Origin of the sequence: Rhodoferax sp. BAB1 (genome assembly GCF_013334205.1) — a bacterium.
GTDB lineage: Bacteria > Pseudomonadota > Gammaproteobacteria > Burkholderiales > Burkholderiaceae_C > Hylemonella.
In genome coordinates this window covers 3,507,572-3,522,316 of record NZ_CP054424.1, presented here as the reverse complement: position 1 = coordinate 3,522,316, position 14,745 = coordinate 3,507,572, and the positions used below count along the sequence as shown (strand labels likewise).

Annotated in this window: 14 protein-coding genes; 7 read left to right on the top strand and 7 right to left on the bottom strand. The window is 64.8% G+C overall.

Annotation, left to right across the window (positions count from 1 at the left end; genetic code table 11):
- Positions 1 to 5: 5 nt before the first annotated feature.
- Complete coding sequence (gene glnE / locus HTY51_RS17075) at positions 6 to 2,774, top strand: bifunctional [glutamate--ammonia ligase]-adenylyl-L-tyrosine phosphorylase/[glutamate--ammonia-ligase] adenylyltransferase (RefSeq protein ID WP_174253851.1); 2,769 nt, start codon at positions 6 to 8, stop codon at positions 2,772 to 2,774.
- A gap of 1 nt (position 2,775) precedes the next feature.
- On the opposite strand, the gene HTY51_RS17070 is transcribed toward glnE, so the two are convergent.
- Positions 2,776 to 3,300, bottom strand: a complete 525-nt coding sequence (locus HTY51_RS17070; RefSeq protein WP_174253850.1) for an adenylyltransferase/cytidyltransferase family protein — start codon at positions 3,298 to 3,300, stop codon at positions 2,776 to 2,778.
- A gap of 114 nt (positions 3,301 to 3,414) precedes the next feature.
- Here HTY51_RS17070 and HTY51_RS17065 point away from each other — a divergent pair, with 114 nt between their 5' ends.
- Entirely contained in the window at positions 3,415 to 4,656 is a 1,242-nt protein-coding gene (locus tag HTY51_RS17065) for an HD-GYP domain-containing protein (protein WP_174253849.1), read from the top strand.
- On the opposite strand, the gene HTY51_RS17060 is transcribed toward HTY51_RS17065, so the two are convergent.
- Together HTY51_RS17060 and HTY51_RS17055 are read right to left on the bottom strand one after the other, a co-directional pair.
- Positions 4,642 to 5,499, bottom strand: a complete 858-nt coding sequence (locus HTY51_RS17060; protein WP_174253848.1) for a ferritin-like domain-containing protein — start codon at positions 5,497 to 5,499, stop codon at positions 4,642 to 4,644. The two genes, HTY51_RS17065 and HTY51_RS17060, sit on opposite strands and share 15 nt — an antisense overlap.
- 103 nt (positions 5,500 to 5,602) lie before the next feature.
- Complete coding sequence (locus HTY51_RS17055) at positions 5,603 to 6,217, bottom strand: glutathione S-transferase C-terminal domain-containing protein (RefSeq protein ID WP_174253847.1); 615 nt, start codon at positions 6,215 to 6,217, stop codon at positions 5,603 to 5,605.
- A gap of 94 nt (positions 6,218 to 6,311) precedes the next feature.
- Between HTY51_RS17055 and purB the strand changes: the two genes are divergently transcribed.
- Positions 6,312 to 7,691 carry an adenylosuccinate lyase gene (purB, locus tag HTY51_RS17050; protein WP_174253846.1) on the top strand — a complete coding sequence of 460 codons (1,380 nt, stop codon included), beginning with the start codon at positions 6,312 to 6,314 and terminating at the stop codon, positions 7,689 to 7,691.
- Positions 7,692 to 7,800: 109 nt separating this feature from the next.
- Positions 7,801 to 8,361, top strand: coding sequence for a YaeQ family protein (locus tag HTY51_RS17045; protein ID WP_174253845.1), 561 nt, complete (start codon positions 7,801 to 7,803; stop codon positions 8,359 to 8,361).
- Between the two features lie 15 nt (positions 8,362 to 8,376).
- On the opposite strand, the gene HTY51_RS17040 is transcribed toward HTY51_RS17045, so the two are convergent.
- On the bottom strand, positions 8,377 to 8,808 hold the full coding sequence (locus HTY51_RS17040) for a DUF3717 domain-containing protein (RefSeq protein WP_174253844.1): 432 nt from the start codon (positions 8,806 to 8,808) through the stop codon (positions 8,377 to 8,379).
- A 356-nt stretch (positions 8,809 to 9,164) separates the two neighbouring features.
- Between HTY51_RS17040 and HTY51_RS17035 the strand changes: the two genes are divergently transcribed.
- Both HTY51_RS17035 and HTY51_RS17030 read left to right on the top strand, forming a co-directional pair.
- The gene (locus HTY51_RS17035) at positions 9,165 to 9,845 is read left to right on the top strand and encodes a TerC family protein (protein WP_174253843.1); all 681 of its coding nucleotides are present in this window, start codon (positions 9,165 to 9,167) and stop codon (positions 9,843 to 9,845) included.
- Between the two features lie 63 nt (positions 9,846 to 9,908).
- Positions 9,909 to 10,262, top strand: coding sequence for a phage holin family protein (locus HTY51_RS17030; protein WP_174253842.1), 354 nt, complete (start codon positions 9,909 to 9,911; stop codon positions 10,260 to 10,262).
- Here HTY51_RS17030 and HTY51_RS17025 read toward each other — a convergent pair.
- Positions 10,230 to 11,636 (bottom strand): M48 family metalloprotease, encoded by a 1,407-nt coding sequence (locus HTY51_RS17025; RefSeq protein WP_174254326.1) that lies wholly within the window; start codon positions 11,634 to 11,636, stop codon positions 10,230 to 10,232. The two genes, HTY51_RS17030 and HTY51_RS17025, sit on opposite strands and share 33 nt — an antisense overlap.
- Positions 11,637 to 11,761: 125 nt before the next feature.
- The gene (gene tfpZ, locus HTY51_RS17020; RefSeq protein ID WP_174253841.1) at positions 11,762 to 12,535 is read right to left on the bottom strand and encodes a TfpX/TfpZ family type IV pilin accessory protein; all 774 of its coding nucleotides are present in this window, start codon (positions 12,533 to 12,535) and stop codon (positions 11,762 to 11,764) included.
- A gap of 51 nt (positions 12,536 to 12,586) precedes the next feature.
- On the opposite strand from tfpZ, the gene moaC reads away from it, so the two are divergent.
- A complete protein-coding gene (moaC, locus tag HTY51_RS17015) occupies positions 12,587 to 13,075 on the top strand; it encodes a cyclic pyranopterin monophosphate synthase MoaC (RefSeq protein ID WP_174253840.1) in 489 nt (162 codons plus the stop codon).
- A gap of 7 nt (positions 13,076 to 13,082) precedes the next feature.
- On the opposite strand, the gene HTY51_RS17010 is transcribed toward moaC, so the two are convergent.
- A complete protein-coding gene (locus HTY51_RS17010; protein ID WP_174253839.1) occupies positions 13,083 to 14,744 on the bottom strand; it encodes a Wzy polymerase domain-containing protein in 1,662 nt (553 codons plus the stop codon).
- Position 14,745 lies beyond the last annotated feature (1 nt).

Genomic DNA, 14,745 nt, shown 5'->3' with positions numbered 1-14,745 from the left:
GAATTATGACCCGCAACGATGCCTGCAGCCTGATGCCGGACGCGGCCACCGCACCGGCGACAGCCGCCGTCCCCGCCGACCATTCCCGTTTCGTCCAGCGCATACGGCGCCGTCACGCCGACCTGTTGCCGCAACTGCCCCCCGGGCGGCCCGGTCCGCAGGCACTCCAGCAGCTGTATGCCACCCTGCGCAGCAGCGGGACCGACTGCGCGGCGGCCCTGCGTGTCGTCCGCCAGCTGGTCATGGAGCGCCTGGTCGTGCTCGACTGCGAACAGCAGGCCCCCTTGCACGACGTCACCGCCAGCATGACGGAACTGGCCGAGTTTGCGCTCGACGTCGCCTGCACCGAGGTCATGCAGACCCTGGACGAGAGCCATGGCATGCCCCTGACGCCGGCCAGCACGCGCGCGCTGTTCTGGGTGGTGGGCATGGGCAAGCTCGGCGCCCGCGAACTCAATGTCTCCAGCGACATCGACCTGATCTATGTCTACGACCAGGACGGCGACACCGCGGGCAACAGTGAGGGCCGCAACCGCATCTCCAACCACGAATACTTCGCCAAGGCGGTGCGCGCCATCTACAACCTGCTGGGCGACACCACCGAACACGGTTTCGTGTTCCGTGTCGACCTGGCGCTGCGGCCCAATGGCAACTCGGGACCGCCGGCCGTCTCGCTGGGGGCACTGGAAGAGTATTTCCACGTGCAGGGGCGCGAGTGGGAGCGTTTCGCCTGGCTCAAGAGCCGCATCGTGGCGCCCAAGCGCCAGTTGCAGGATGGCTCGGTCATGCAGCTGCGCAACCTCGTCGTCCCTTTCGTGTTCCGCCGTTATCTGGACTACAACGTCTTCGATTCGCTGCGCGTGCTGCACCGGCAGATCCGCGAGCACGCGGCCAAGCGCAGTGCCGGCCACCCCGAGCGCAGCAACGACGTCAAGCTCTCGCGCGGCGGCATCCGTGAGATCGAATTCACCGTGCAGCTGCTGCAGGTGGTGCGCGGCGGCCAGTTCCCCGAACTGCGCACACGCCCCACGCTGGATGCCCTGAAGCGCCTGGTCAAGGCCGGCCTCATGCCGGCCGCCACGGCCGAGGCGCTGGCCCAGGCCTATGAATTCCTGCGCCGCGTCGAGCACCGCATCCAGTACCTGGACGACCAGCAGACCCATGTGCTGCCCACACGCGACGAAGACCTGGACTGGATCGCCCGCAGCATGGGCTACCCCGACATCTGCCGTTTCCTGACCCAGCTCGACGCCCACCGGGAAGTCGTGGCGCAGGAGTTCGACATCCTGCTCGGCGGCCAGAAGGAATGCAAGGGCTGCAACAACGGCAATGGCAAGAGCGGCAACGGTGCCCCCGCCACTCCGGATTTCGACGCCCTGCTGGAACAGCTGCCGCCGCAATTCGGCGCCCGCCTGAGCGCCTGGCGTCAGCACCCGCGGGTGCTGGCGCTCAAGGAGGAATCCCGCGCCCGCCTGATCCGGCTGGTGGCGCGCACGGCCGACTGGCTGCGCGAGGGTCGCGCCAGCGACGAGGCGGCCAGCCGCCTGGTGGACTGGATGGAGCCGCTGCTGCGGCGCGAGAGCTACCTGGCCATGCTGCTGGAACGCCCCGCCGTGCACGAGCGCCTGCTCCGCCTGCTGGGCGCGGCGCGCTGGCCGGCGCGCTACCTGCTGCAGCACCCGGGTGTGATCGACGAGCTGGCCAGCCGCACCATGATGGACGAGCGCTTCGACCCGGCCGCCTTCGAAGCCGAACTCGACGCACGTCAGAAGGCCCTGGCAGCCGCAGGCGACGACGATGAGGAATCGCTGCTCAACCTGCTGCGCCGCGCCCACCATGCCGAGGTGTTCCGCACCTTGGCGCGCGATGTCGAGAGCGTGCTGACCGTGGAGCAGGTGGCCGACGACCTATCGGCCCTGGCCGACGCCGTGCTGCGCATCACCACACGCTGGTGCTGGACCCGTCTGAAGAAAAAGCACCGCGAGGAACCGCAGTTCGCCATCATCGGCTACGGCAAGCTGGGCGGCAAGGAACTGGGCTACGGCAGCGACCTGGACATCGTCTTCGTCTACGAGGACGAGCACGAGGACGCCCCCGAGGTCTATGCCCTGCTGGTGCGCAAGCTGATCAACTGGCTGACCGTCAAGACCAGCGAAGGCGATCTCTACGAGATCGACACCGCGCTGCGCCCCAATGGCAGTTCCGGCCTGCTGATCACCACCTTCGAGGCCTACGCCAACTACCAGCAGCAGCGCGGCAGCAACACCGCCTGGACCTGGGAACACCAGGCCATGACACGTGCGCGTTTCGTGCTCGGCAGCGCCGATCTGCAGCAGCGCTTCGATGCCGTGCGCCAGGCCGTGATCTCCGCGCCGCGTGACGCGCAGGCCTTGCGCCAGGAGATCGTCGCCATGCGCGACAAGGTGCGGCAGGCGCATCCGGTGCGCAGCGAGCAGTTCGACGTCAAGCACAGCCCGGGCGGCATGGTCGACGCCGAATTCGCCGTGCAGTACCTGGTGCTGTCAGCGTCGGCCGACCACCCCGAGCTGGTCGCCAATGTCGGCAACATCGCCCTGCTGCGCGCCGCTGAAGCGGCCGGCCTGCTGTCCCCCGGGGTCGGCAGCGCGGCCTCCGACGCCTACCGCGAACTGCGTCGTGTGCAGCACCGCGCGCGCCTGAACGAGGAACCGACCCAGGTCGAAACCGGCGTCATGGCCCGGGAGTGCGCCGCCGTGCTGGCGCTGTGGTCGGCCGTGTTCGGCGCCTCGCCCTGAACTACGTGCTGCGGATCTTGCGCACCAGGGCGGTGGTGGAATAACCCCCCACAAAGGGCAGGGCCAGGGCGCGCCCGCCCCAGGACGCGACCAGGGCCGCTTCCGGCAGCTTGCCCATGTCGTAGTCGCCGCCCTTGACCAGGATGTCCGGCCGGATCTCCGCGATCAAGGCCTGCGGCGTGTCCTCGTCGAACCAGGTCACCAGATCAACGGCACCCAGCGCGGCCATCATGGCGGCGCGGTCCTGTTCGTTGTTCAGGGGCCGCTCCGGCCCCTTGCCCAGGCGGCGTGCCGACGCGTCGGTGTTCAGCGCCACCAGCAGGCTGGCCCCCAGCGCACGGGCCTGCGCCAGGTAGATGGCGTGTCCCCGGTGCATGACGTCGAACACACCGTTGGTGAAAACCAGCGGCCGGGGCAGGGCCGCCAGGCGGGCGCCGAGCTCGGCCCGCGGGCAGAGCTTGCCGAGGAAGGCGGGCAGCGGAAACGGCGCGCCAGGCGGGGCGGTCGTGGCAGGAGCTTGCGTCATGACACGCATCCTAGCAGCGCGGCCTGCGCCAGCGGGCAAACCGTGAAAACAGCCGCGCTTTACCCCTCAATCCCTCCACCGCCGCCAGGCCTGCAAAGGCATAATTGCCAGCCCATGTCGACCAAACTCGTCTCCGTCAGCCTGGATTCCTTGCGGATCGGCGAGCCCCTGCCTTTTCCGCTGATGGACGCCGATGGCACGCTGCTGGCCGGCAAGGGCTACGTGATCGCCTCGCGCAGCGAGTTGCAGGCCCTGCTCGGGCGCGGTGTTTCGCTCTACATCGATGTGGCCGACTCCGAGGCGCACCACCGCGCCTATGTCGGCATGCTGCACGACCTCGTGCGCAAGGAAAAGACCCTGGGGCAGATTGCCGGCGTCCAGGTCTCGCGCTCCGATGTGGATGCCAGCCGCAATGACCCTGACCTGGCCGACGGCCCGCCCGACTGGCTCGACTACCAGGTACAGGCCAACAGCATCCTGCGTGACAGCGCTGCCCCCCAGTTCCTGCAGCGTCTGGTGCGCTTGCAAAAGCAGTTGCGCCAGCACTCGATCGGCAACGCCGACGGCGCGCTGTTTGCGCTGTTCCATCTCTCTGCCAGCGAAATCCGGATGTACAGCGCCACGCATGCCATGCTGGTCAGCGTGATGTGCGGCCTGGCCGCGCGCGAAGTGCTCAACTGGCCGCCGGAGAAAGAGCAGGCCATGTGCCTGGCGGCCCTGACCATGAACCTGGGCATGACCGACCTGCAGGACAAGCTGGCCCAGCAACTGACCCCGCTCTCGCCGGAGCAGCGCCAGCAGATCGACCAGCACGCCCTGCGCTCGGTGGCGCTGCTGCAGAAGATCGGTGTCAACGATGCAGTCTGGCTGGAAGCCGTGCGCCATCACCACAGCGTGCCGCCCGGGCCGCTGGCAGACAAGACCGAAGGCCAGCGCATGGCCCGGCTGATCCAGCGTGCCGACATGTTCGGCGCCCGGCTGGCGCCACGCGCCTCGCGCACGCCCACCTCGCCGGCCGCCGCCATGCAGGCCAGCTACTTCGATGAGAACCGGCAGGTCGACGAAGCCGGCGCAGCCCTGATCAAGGCGGTCGGCATCTATTCACCGGGCTCCTTTGTGCGGCTCAATACCGATGAAGTGGCGGCCGTGATCCGGCGCGGCGCCAACACGACCACGCCCCGGGTGGCAGTGCTGATCAACCGCGAAGGCATGCCGGTGGCCGAGCCGGTGATCCGCGACACGGCCCTGCGGGACTACCGCATCGTGGCCAGCGTGCCGCACCGCGAGGTCAAGGTCCAGCTCAACCTGCAGCGCATGCTGGCCCTGACCACCGCGAGCGGTTCAGACCGCGCCTGAAACCGGCAAAGGTGCCAGCGACGCCATCTGCTCCTTGCGGAAGCGGTTGAGTTCCTGCACCGACTGGAAGCTGCGCCCGAACAGCAGGCTGAGGTTGTGCAGGATGCGTTCAACCACCTTGTTCTCCCAGCTCGCGTCGAAATTGATCTGCTTGTCCAGCCAGTGCTCCAGCCATTCGGGATCGGGCAGGCGGCTCTGGATGGTGTCGTTCGGGAACAGGGCCTTGCTCACGTGCAGATTGGTCGGGTGCAGGGCTTGCGCGGTACGCCGTGCGCTGGCCATGAGCACACCGACCTTGGCAAAAGCGGTCCTGGCCTCGGCGCCAAAGCGCCCGATGGCGCGTTTCATGTAGCGCAGGTAGGCGCCCCCGTGGCGCGCCTCGTCCTGGCTCAGGGTGGTATAGATCTGCTTGATCACCGGCTCGGTGTGCCACTCGGAGGCGCGGCGGTACCAGTGGTTGAGACGGATTTCGCCGCAGAAGTGCAGCATCAGCGTCTCCAGCGCCGGGGCCGGATCGAACTCGAAGCGGATGTCGTGCAGTTCCTGCTCGGTCGGCACGAGCTCGGGCCGGAAACGGCGCAGGTATTCCATCAGCACCAGCGAGTGCTTCTGCTCCTCGAAGAACCAGATCGACATGAAGGCCGAGAAATCGCTGTCGTCACGGTTGTCACGCAGGAACATCTCGGTGGCCGGCAAGGCCGCCCACTCGGTGATGGCGTTCATCTTGATGGTCTGGGCCTGCTCATCGCTGAGCAGGGAAGCATCGAACTTGCTCCAGGGAATGTCCTTCTCCATGTCCCAGCGCACGGCTTCAAGCTGTTTGAACAGTTCAGGGTAAAGCATGGCGTTCCTTCACGGTGCGGGGATTCTAGGCCGGCACGATGACATATGCCTGACAGGCCGGCGTTTCCGCACGCCGGGCCGGGGCATTGGAAGCGAGGGCGCCTCAGGTCGGCACGGTGTCGACAAAACAGGACCGCTGCATGAGCTTGTCCTGCAGGCGCACCAGGTTGGGGTGCGCGTCACGCCAGGGGATCTGGGGGAAACGGAAGTCCAGGTAACCCAGGGCACAGCCCACCGCGATATCGGCCAGGCTGAGATGGTTGCCGGCGCAGTAGGGCTTCTCGCCCAGGCCACGGCTCATGGCCTCCAGGCTGGCATTGATTTTTCCGAACTGGCGGTCGATCCAGGCCTGGCTGCGCTGGGCTTCGGTACGCTGGGGCCAGACGGCCTCCATGCGGGCCAGCAGGGCGGCGTCCATGACACCATCGGCCAGGGCTTCCCAGGTCTTGACTTCGGCACGTTCACGGCCCACCGGCGGGATCAGCTTGCCGACCGGCGACAGGGTGTCCAGGTATTCGACGATCACGCGCGAATCGAACAGGGCTTCGCCGCCTTCCATGATCAGGCAGGGGATCTTGCCCAGCGGGTTGGCATCCACGATGCGGGTCTGCTCCGACCACACATCTTCCAGCACGAAGGCGTATTCCAGTTTTTTCTCGGCCATCACGATGCGCACCTTGCGCACGTAGGGGCTGGTATGGGAGCCGATCAGTTTCATGGGTCTTTTCGTAGTCCAGGGGGCGGATTCTAGCGATTTGGTCAGGGCTGGCGTTTTCCCGGCGTCCCGGGGGCCGTCAAACTACAATCCGGGCATGACTTTCTCCTCCATTTCGGCGCTGTCCCCGCTGGACGGTCGTTATGCCGCCAAACTCGCCGCCTTGCGCCCGCTCATGAGCGAGCAGGGTTACATGCACCGGCGCGTCCAGGTCGAAGTGGCCTGGTTCATCGCCCTGAGCGACGCCGGCTTCCAGGAGTTCCAGCCGCTGTCGCCCGGCGCGCGGACCTACCTGCTCAACCTGGTCAAGAACTTCTCGGAAGCTGATGGCCATGCCATCAAGGAAATCGAGAAAACCACCAACCACGACGTCAAGGCGGTCGAGTACTGGATCAAGTCCAAGTTCGAGGCCCGGCCGGAACTGGAAAAAGCCAGCGAATTCGTGCACTTTGCCTGCACCAGCGAAGACATCAACAACACCAGCCATGCCCTGCAGTTGCGCAGCGCACGCGACACGGTGGTGCTGCCAGCGCTGGACAAGCTGCTGCTCAAGCTGCGCGACATGGCCCAGGCTTACGCCGAGGTGCCCATGCTCAGCCGCACCCACGGCCAGACCGCCAGCCCCACCACCGTGGGCAAGGAGATCGCCAATGTGGTGGTGCGCCTGCAGACGGCCTGCGACCGCATCGCCGCGGTCAGGATCCTGGGCAAGATGAATGGCGCCGTGGGCAACTACAACGCCCACCTGGCCGCCTGGCCCGATTTCGACTGGGAAGCCTTCGCGCGCCGCGTAGTGGAAACACCCGAGCCTCTGGGCCTGGGCCTGAACTTCCAGCCCTACAGCATCCAGATCGAGCCGCACGACTACATGGCCGAGCTGTTCGACGCGATCGCCCGGGCCAACACCATCCTGATCGACTTCTCGCGCGACATCTGGGGTTATGTCTCGCTCGGTTACTTCAAGCAAAGGCTCAAGGCCGGCGAGATCGGTTCCTCGACCATGCCGCACAAGGTCAACCCGATCGACTTCGAGAATGCCGAAGGCAATCTGGGCCTGGCCAATGCGCTGCTGCGCCACCTGAGCGAGAAGCTGCCGGTTTCCCGCTGGCAGCGGGACCTGACCGACTCCACGGTGCTGCGCAACATGGGCGTGGCCGCGGGTTACGCCGTGCTGGCCTACCAGTCGCTGGGCACCGGCCTGGGCAAGCTGGAACTCAACAGCGAGGCGCTGGCCGCCGACCTGGACGCTTCCTGGGAAGTGCTGGCCGAGCCGATCCAGACCGTCATGCGTCGTTACGGCGTGCAAGGCGCCTACGAGAAGCTCAAGGAAGTCACGCGCGGCCAGACCGTCACCGCCGCAGACCTGCACCAGCTGATTCGCAGCCTGGACATTCCCGATGCCGACAAGCAGCGCCTGCTGGCCATGACCCCGGGCAGCTACACGGGCAAGGCGGCTGAATTGGCAAAGAGGGTGTGACCCCCTGAGCGGCTGACGCCGCTTCCCCCTAAAAGGGGGACAACGCCAGTGGCCCGGCAGAGCCGGTTCCACGGCGTTTCCCGCAAACTCCCCCTCATCTCCTGCACCTATGGCCATCAAATCCACCATCTTCAAGGCCAATCTGCAGATCGCCGACATCGATCACGGTTATTACGCCGACCATGCGCTGACGCTGGCGCGGCACCCGAGCGAAACCGATGAACGCATGATGGTCCGGCTGGTCGCGCTGGCCCTGCAGGCTCACCAGTTGCAGACCGTGTGCAACGGCGACGGCACGCTGGCCTTTGGCGCCGGCCTGTCCGACCCCGACGAACCCGATGTCTGGCTGCGTGACTACACCGGCCAGACGCGCCTGTGGATCGAGGTCGGCCAGCCCGAAGACAAACCGCTGGCCAAGGCCTGCAGCAAGTCGGATGCCGTGGTGGTCTATTGTTTTGCGCACGCCGCCGAGGTCTGGTGGCGCGGCATCGAGAACAAGCTCACGCGGCTGGACAAGCTGCAGGTCTGGCGCGTGCCGACCGAAGCCTCCCAGGCCCTGGCCGCGATGGCCGAGCGCAGCATGCAACTGCAGGCCACGATCCAGGAAGGCGCGCTGATGCTGGGCAACAGCCGGCATCAGGTGACCATCGAGGCGCAGCGCTGGAAGTGAGCCTGTGAGTAGGGCCTAGGCTTCCACCGAGCTCATCCCCTGGCCCTCGGCCGCCCGTTCGGCATAGCGGTTGAAACGCCAGGCCCCCCCGTGCAAGGTGATGCGGCGCCAGGTCTGCCGCTTTTGCGCCGGCCGCATTTCGGTCCACAACTGCACCTCGTCAAAGGACCGACCGCAGCCCTTGCATTCGGGGTCCCCCTGGCTGGTCGAACAGATCGCGATGCAGGGTGTGTCGGGGGTGCTCTCGTACCAGGCCAGCCAGGCCCGCATGGCCGGCTCCGGCATGCTGAACTCGTCGACTTCCTGCTCGCGGAAATAGACCATCAGGGCATAGACCTCGGCCAGCGCCCGCACCGGCCTGGCCAGGGTGATGCCGTCGGGTGAGGGCTCACGGTCGCGCCAGTAGTTGATGGCCGCTTCGATATCGGTGATGTGGATGCCTGCCATGGTGGATGCGCTGAGGTGCCGGATCATAGCGCCTGGCCTGGCGCGCTCCGGGCCCGACAGCGCCCCCAAACCCCTACCAGATCATGGGCTTTTGCTCGTCATGCTCCAATCGGACTTCCGAAGGGGAGTAGCTCCCGACCGCAGTGGCCATCCTGCCACCGCATCCATCAGCAAGTCGTCAATACGGAGTCCGCGCGGCTTCCGGCTTGCTGGGCAGCGACGTATCACGTCATGCCGGGCAAGACCTTCGACCAGAACCTGAGCCGGGTTCCGTCGAAGCATGTCCTGCAGCCCCACTGCCCGATACACACGACGGATCTTGTCCCAGCTTGTATCGACGTTTACCCGGAGTATTCATGGAACTGTTTTCCACCCCCTGGTGGTCAGCCCTGCTGGCCATCATCCTCATCGACCTGGTGCTCGCCGGCGACAACGCCATCGTGATTGCCCTGGCTGCGCGCAACCTGCCCCCTCAGCTGCAGAAAAAAGCCATCCTCTGGGGGACGGTCGGCGCCATCGCCGTGCGCTCGGTGATGACATTGGGCGTGGTGTGGCTGCTCAAGATCCCGGGCCTGATGCTGGTCGGTGGCCTGGGCCTGGTCTGGATCGCCTACAAGCTACTGGCCGACCAGGACAGTGAAGGCCACGACGGCCCGGTGGTGACCACCTTCTGGGGTGCCATGAAGACCATCATGGTGGCCGACGCGCTGATGGGCGTGGACAATGTGCTGGGCGTGGCCGGTGCCGCCCATGGCGCCATGGACCTGGTGGTGATCGGCCTGCTGATCAGCGTGCCCATCGTGGTCTTCGGCAGCTCGGTGGTGCTCAAGCTGGTCGAGCGTTTCCCCATCATCATCCAGCTCGGCGCCGCCGTGCTGGCCTTTACCGCGGCCAAGATGATCGTCAACGAACCCTGGCTCGATCCGGTGTTCGACCCGCATGCCGCCGTGCGCTGGATCCTGTATGCGGTGGTGGTCGGTGGTGTGCTGGCTGCCGGCTGGTGGAGTTCGCGCCGTCCTGCCGGCCAAGCTGCCTGACGTTTATAGGTGCCACGGACCCGGGGCACATTTCCGACGCCCCGGGTGCTATGCTTGTCCGCCATGAAGCTTCTGGCGAAATGGCTGCTCAGCGCGACCGCCCTGCTGGCGGTCACGCATCTTTATCCCGGCGTTGAACTACAGGGTTTTGCAGCGGCCCTGATCGCGGCCCTGCTCATCGGCCTGTTCAACATCTTCCTGCGACCCCTGCTGATCCTGCTGACGTTGCCGGTCACCTTGCTGACCCTGGGACTGTTCCTCTTTGTCATCAATGCCCTGCTCTTCTGGGCCGCTGCCAGCCTGCTGGACGGCTTCCAGGTACGCGGTTTTGCCGCCGCCCTGCTGGGCTCGCTTATCTACTCCGTCTTCAGTCTGGTGATCGACTCAGCGCTCGAGCGCCTGTTCCCGCAGCAATAGGTCGAGTTGCCGGCTGCGCGTGTCGATGATCGAGGCCTCGATGTGATCGGTGGTCGAGCCCTGCCGGGCCAGTTCCTGTGCAGCACGCAAACGATCACGTGCTGCCGCGTAGTCCAGGCGGGCCGCATGCACCTCGGCCTCGGCCCGCACGGCCCGCAGGGTCTGGCCCTGGGCGGCATAGGCGCTTGAGAGCAGTTGCCAGGCCTGGGCATCCCGGGGGTGGCTGGCCAGCCAGACCTGCAAGGGCTCGGCGGCCTCCCGCGCCTGCCCACTTTGTGTCCAGGCCCGCGCTCGCAGAAACAGCAAGGGTCGGGTCACTGTACTGCCTGCATCCAGGCTGGCTTTCTCCAGGAGCTTGCTGGCTGAGCGGGGATCACCGGCCGCCAGGGCCAGCTCGGCGCCCAGCAGGCGCGCCTGGTAACTCGCCCGCTGATCACCGCGCACCACGGTCTGCAAGCGTTCGTGCCAGCGTTGCGCCTGCCCGAACTCGCGCAAGCCCACTGCGGCCAGCACCGCGGCATAAAGCGCACCGGCCTGCTGGGCGGCTGACATGACCGTCGCCGGTTCGCCCTGGACTTGCAACAGGGCGGCCCGCAGGCTGTCGACTTCCGGATTGGCCAGCATGCGCGCGCGCGCCGCCAGCATGGCATGCGTCATGGAGAGCTGCGCTGCCGCTGCACGCGCCAGCAATTGCTGGCGCGACTGCATGTCCGCAATGCGCTCGGTGGTCAGCGGATGGCTGCGCAGGTAGGGGAAAGCGCCGGTGTCGTTGAAGCGATTGGCCTGCTGCAGCTTTTCGAACATGCCCACGAAACCGCGGGCATCAAACCCGGCCTGCGTCATGACGCCATAACCCACGCGATCGGCTTCGCGCTCCATGTCACGCGAGAAATTGAGCTGCCCCTGGACGGCCACGGCCTGGCCGCCCACGACCATCGCACCGGCCGCCCCCGGGTTGCTGGCCGCCGCCAGCGCCCCCAGGATCATGGCGCCGATCAACCAGGGCGCCTGCTCGCTCTGCCGGCTGATGATGCGCGCGATGTGGCGCTGCGTCACATGGCTGAGTTCGTGGGCCAGCACCGAAGCCAGTTCGTCCTCACTGCTCACCACGGCGATCAGGCCCAGATGCACCCCCAGATAACCACCGGGCAGGGCAAAGGCATTGACGCTGCGGTCCCGTCCCAGCACCACGGTCCAGGCGAAACGCTCCTCCAGCTCGGGTGACAGCTCGCCACGCAGGCGGGCCGCCGCCATCAGCCGTAACCAGATGTCCTGGACGTACTCGCCCAGGATGGCATCGTCGAGATAGTCCGGATCACGATAGAGCTCACGTGCGATGCGATCGCCCAGCTGGCGTTCGGCACTGCTGCTCATCTCCGCGCCGTCGCCCAGGGCCGGCAAGGAAGACTGCGCAGCAACCGGCGTCAGAAGCTGCGCCAAGGCCAACAGCCCGGCCAGCCACCGCCGCAGGGTCCTGCCTCGATTGATCGGCGGTCTTTTCAAAACGAATCCAGTGCCACAAAACCACGCAACTCGGCGCTCCGTGCATCGAGAAGGACTGTCCAGAAGGACTTGCGCGCCACCATCGGCAGGTACACCAGTTCCTCGGCACTCCTGCCGCTTTGGACCACGCTGGCATCGATCAGCGTGGCCTGTTGCGGAAAGCGTTTTCTCAGTTCGCCCAGGGGCTTGGCTGCCGCCAGCACACGCTGCCGCGCCTGCGGATAGGCCTGCCAGAGATCGGGGCGGGCACTCAGGGGCAGGCCCTGCAGCGCCATCAGCGTGGCCGTGCCCTCCTCGTTGACATCCCGGAAGGGCCGCAGGGCCAGCACGGTGGGACCGGTGAGCGGCATTTTCCGCACATCGTCGAGTGCCTGGGCCAGCAGTTCTTCCGGCACCTCAATGGCATGCACCACGCGGAAACGGTCGTATTCAAAAACCAGATGGACGGGCCGGGCCACAAAAACCGTCCACAGCCCATAGCCCAGGGCAGCCAGCTGAATCAGGCCCACCACGGTCAGATCCCGCACCAATTCACTGCGCGGCTTGTTCCGGTTGAAAACGGCCAGGGTGATCAGCGGGCCCAGGATGACATCGACCATGATGACGATCAAGAACAGTTCGCGCCCCCCCGAGGTGTCGCGGTAAGGATAGGGGTACCAGAGTCCGAACACCAGCAGTGCCGCCAGGCTGGCGACGATCAGGCTGAGGCCCAGATGGATAGCGCTGGCCTTGAATCGGTCCTGCCAGTGAAATGCTCGGGACTGTGTCATGGTCGTATGATGCTTGAGTTGTGTAGAGGTTTCGTAAACCCGGGATTTTCCATGAGTTCTCTGACCCACTTTGACGCCCAGGGCCAGGCCCATATGGTGGACGTGGCGGCCAAAGCCAGCACCCACCGCATCGCCATCGCTACCGGCCGCATCGAGATGCTGCCAGCCACACTGGCGATCATCGAATCCGGCACGGCCAAAAAGGGTGACGTGCTGGGCATTGCCAGGATCGCGGGCATCCAGGCGGCCAAAAAAACCAGCGACCTGATCCCCCTGTGCCACCCCTTGGCACTGACGCGTGTTGCCCTTGATTTTTCGCTGCACTCCGCAGCAAGCACGACGCCGGCCCATATCATCTGCACCGCCACGGTGGAGACCGTCGGGCCGACAGGTGTCGAAATGGAAGCCCTGACTGCCGTCCAGGTGGCCCTGCTGACCATCTACGACATGTGCAAGGCGGTCGATCGCGGCATGACCATCAACAGCGTCCACCTGCTGGAAAAGCATGGCGGGAAATCGGGCAGCTACCTGGCGCCCTGAGACTTCGTCATTGCGCCACGCCTGACTCACGTTGCCTTGCCGCCCAGCGCGCATGTTCCTGCGGGTAGGCTGCCTTGTAACGCGCCAGATAAAAACGTGCTTCCTCGTCTCGTCCCAGCAGGACTGCGCTTTCAATCAGCTTCTCAACCACCCGGGCCTCAGGTGAGTAATGCAAGAGCAACAAGCCCATGGCATGGAGCTGCTCCGCATTGTTCTGCGTCAGCGGGGTGATGGTGTACTCGGCAAAGCGAACCTGATCCTGAAACAGCCATGAGCCACGGATTTTCTCAAGCGTGTTCTCTCGATAGGATAGTACCCTTAGTCCTGCGGGCAGGAAAATCTGGCTAACGCGGTGATAGTCCCAAGCCGCATAACTCGCTGACAGCAAGAGGCTCGACACCACGACTAGTTTGATGATGTCATGTTTTACCCTCTGTCCCGTCGGGGGAGGTGACTGCGTGTTTCTGTTGCTAGCAGATGCCAAACCCAAGCCAAGACCTAGAGCCATCTGGAAAGGCCCAAACCAGAGTGGGTACTCCAGCATGCTGTGCGTCAGTACCAACAACGTCACTGCCCACCCTAGTCGTCGAACTGGCGAGGATTCTTGCCATGGACGACTCTTTATCAGGCCGAATGCAAAAATCCCGATCCCCAGTACCATCAGCAGGGCCCCGGACTCTACGGCCAGATGCAATGGAAGATTGTGTGCATTATCGAGCAACTCACAATGTCTCAACATTGGATATGTCGTTAGAAAATGTGCATAGTCCAGTTCACCCCAGCCCCAGCCCGTCCACGGTCTTGAACTGATCAGGTAAAGCATATTTGCCCATAAAGTCAGCCGGCTTGCACATTCGGGCACCTCATTCTGCAGTCTGCTGACAATCCCGATAGCGCCGGGTAACGTGTCGCCCATTTCATTCAAAAAGAGTGACGTACTGACATAGACAATGAGCGCTGTAAGCAGCAGTTTTCGAACTGACGCCTTTTGCCACCCCCCCCAGAAAACAGCGAGGCATCCAAGAATGATCAACTGTAAAAGACCCGTTCTTGATCCGGATAGCGCATTGCCCATCACCAACAACACAACCGCAAGCAACACCGCCCATCGAATCTCTCGCGGTTTGCCTTTTTCTGCACCATCGGCAATCCAGAAGAGGACACTCGCAAGCCCAATATTGGTCAGACTGGCAAACTGGTTGCGTTGCCTGAGGTTTGCATAGACCTCCCCTGGCCCCGCAACACTCATGTAAGCGAATAATTGCTCCACCTCGAAGTACTGGCAGATTGCGATCAGGCTACTTAACAGTCCTGCAGCCAGCCAGCCAGCCGCCAGCGCCCCCGCACCTCCGTGGGACTGAATCCAATTGCCTGCAAAAACGACCGCGAGTAGGATGATCGTCACTGAGATTGATGCACTGAGCAGCTGAGTATGCGAAACCCACAACTGAAGCCCGAGCGGAACCAGAAAGACTGCTATTGCCAACCGGCCTTGCCCAGGAGCCATGGGCGCCGCCAAGAGTAGCAAAGCCGTACATACCATGCTCACTAGCCAAGGCCATACCCATGGGGTGGGTCCTCCTGCTGGCTCTATCAGCCAGGGAGTGGCGATCAGCAACGCGGTGAATAAGGAGTTCCGCCGTTCGCGCAAACGCAGTTTGTTCTCCATG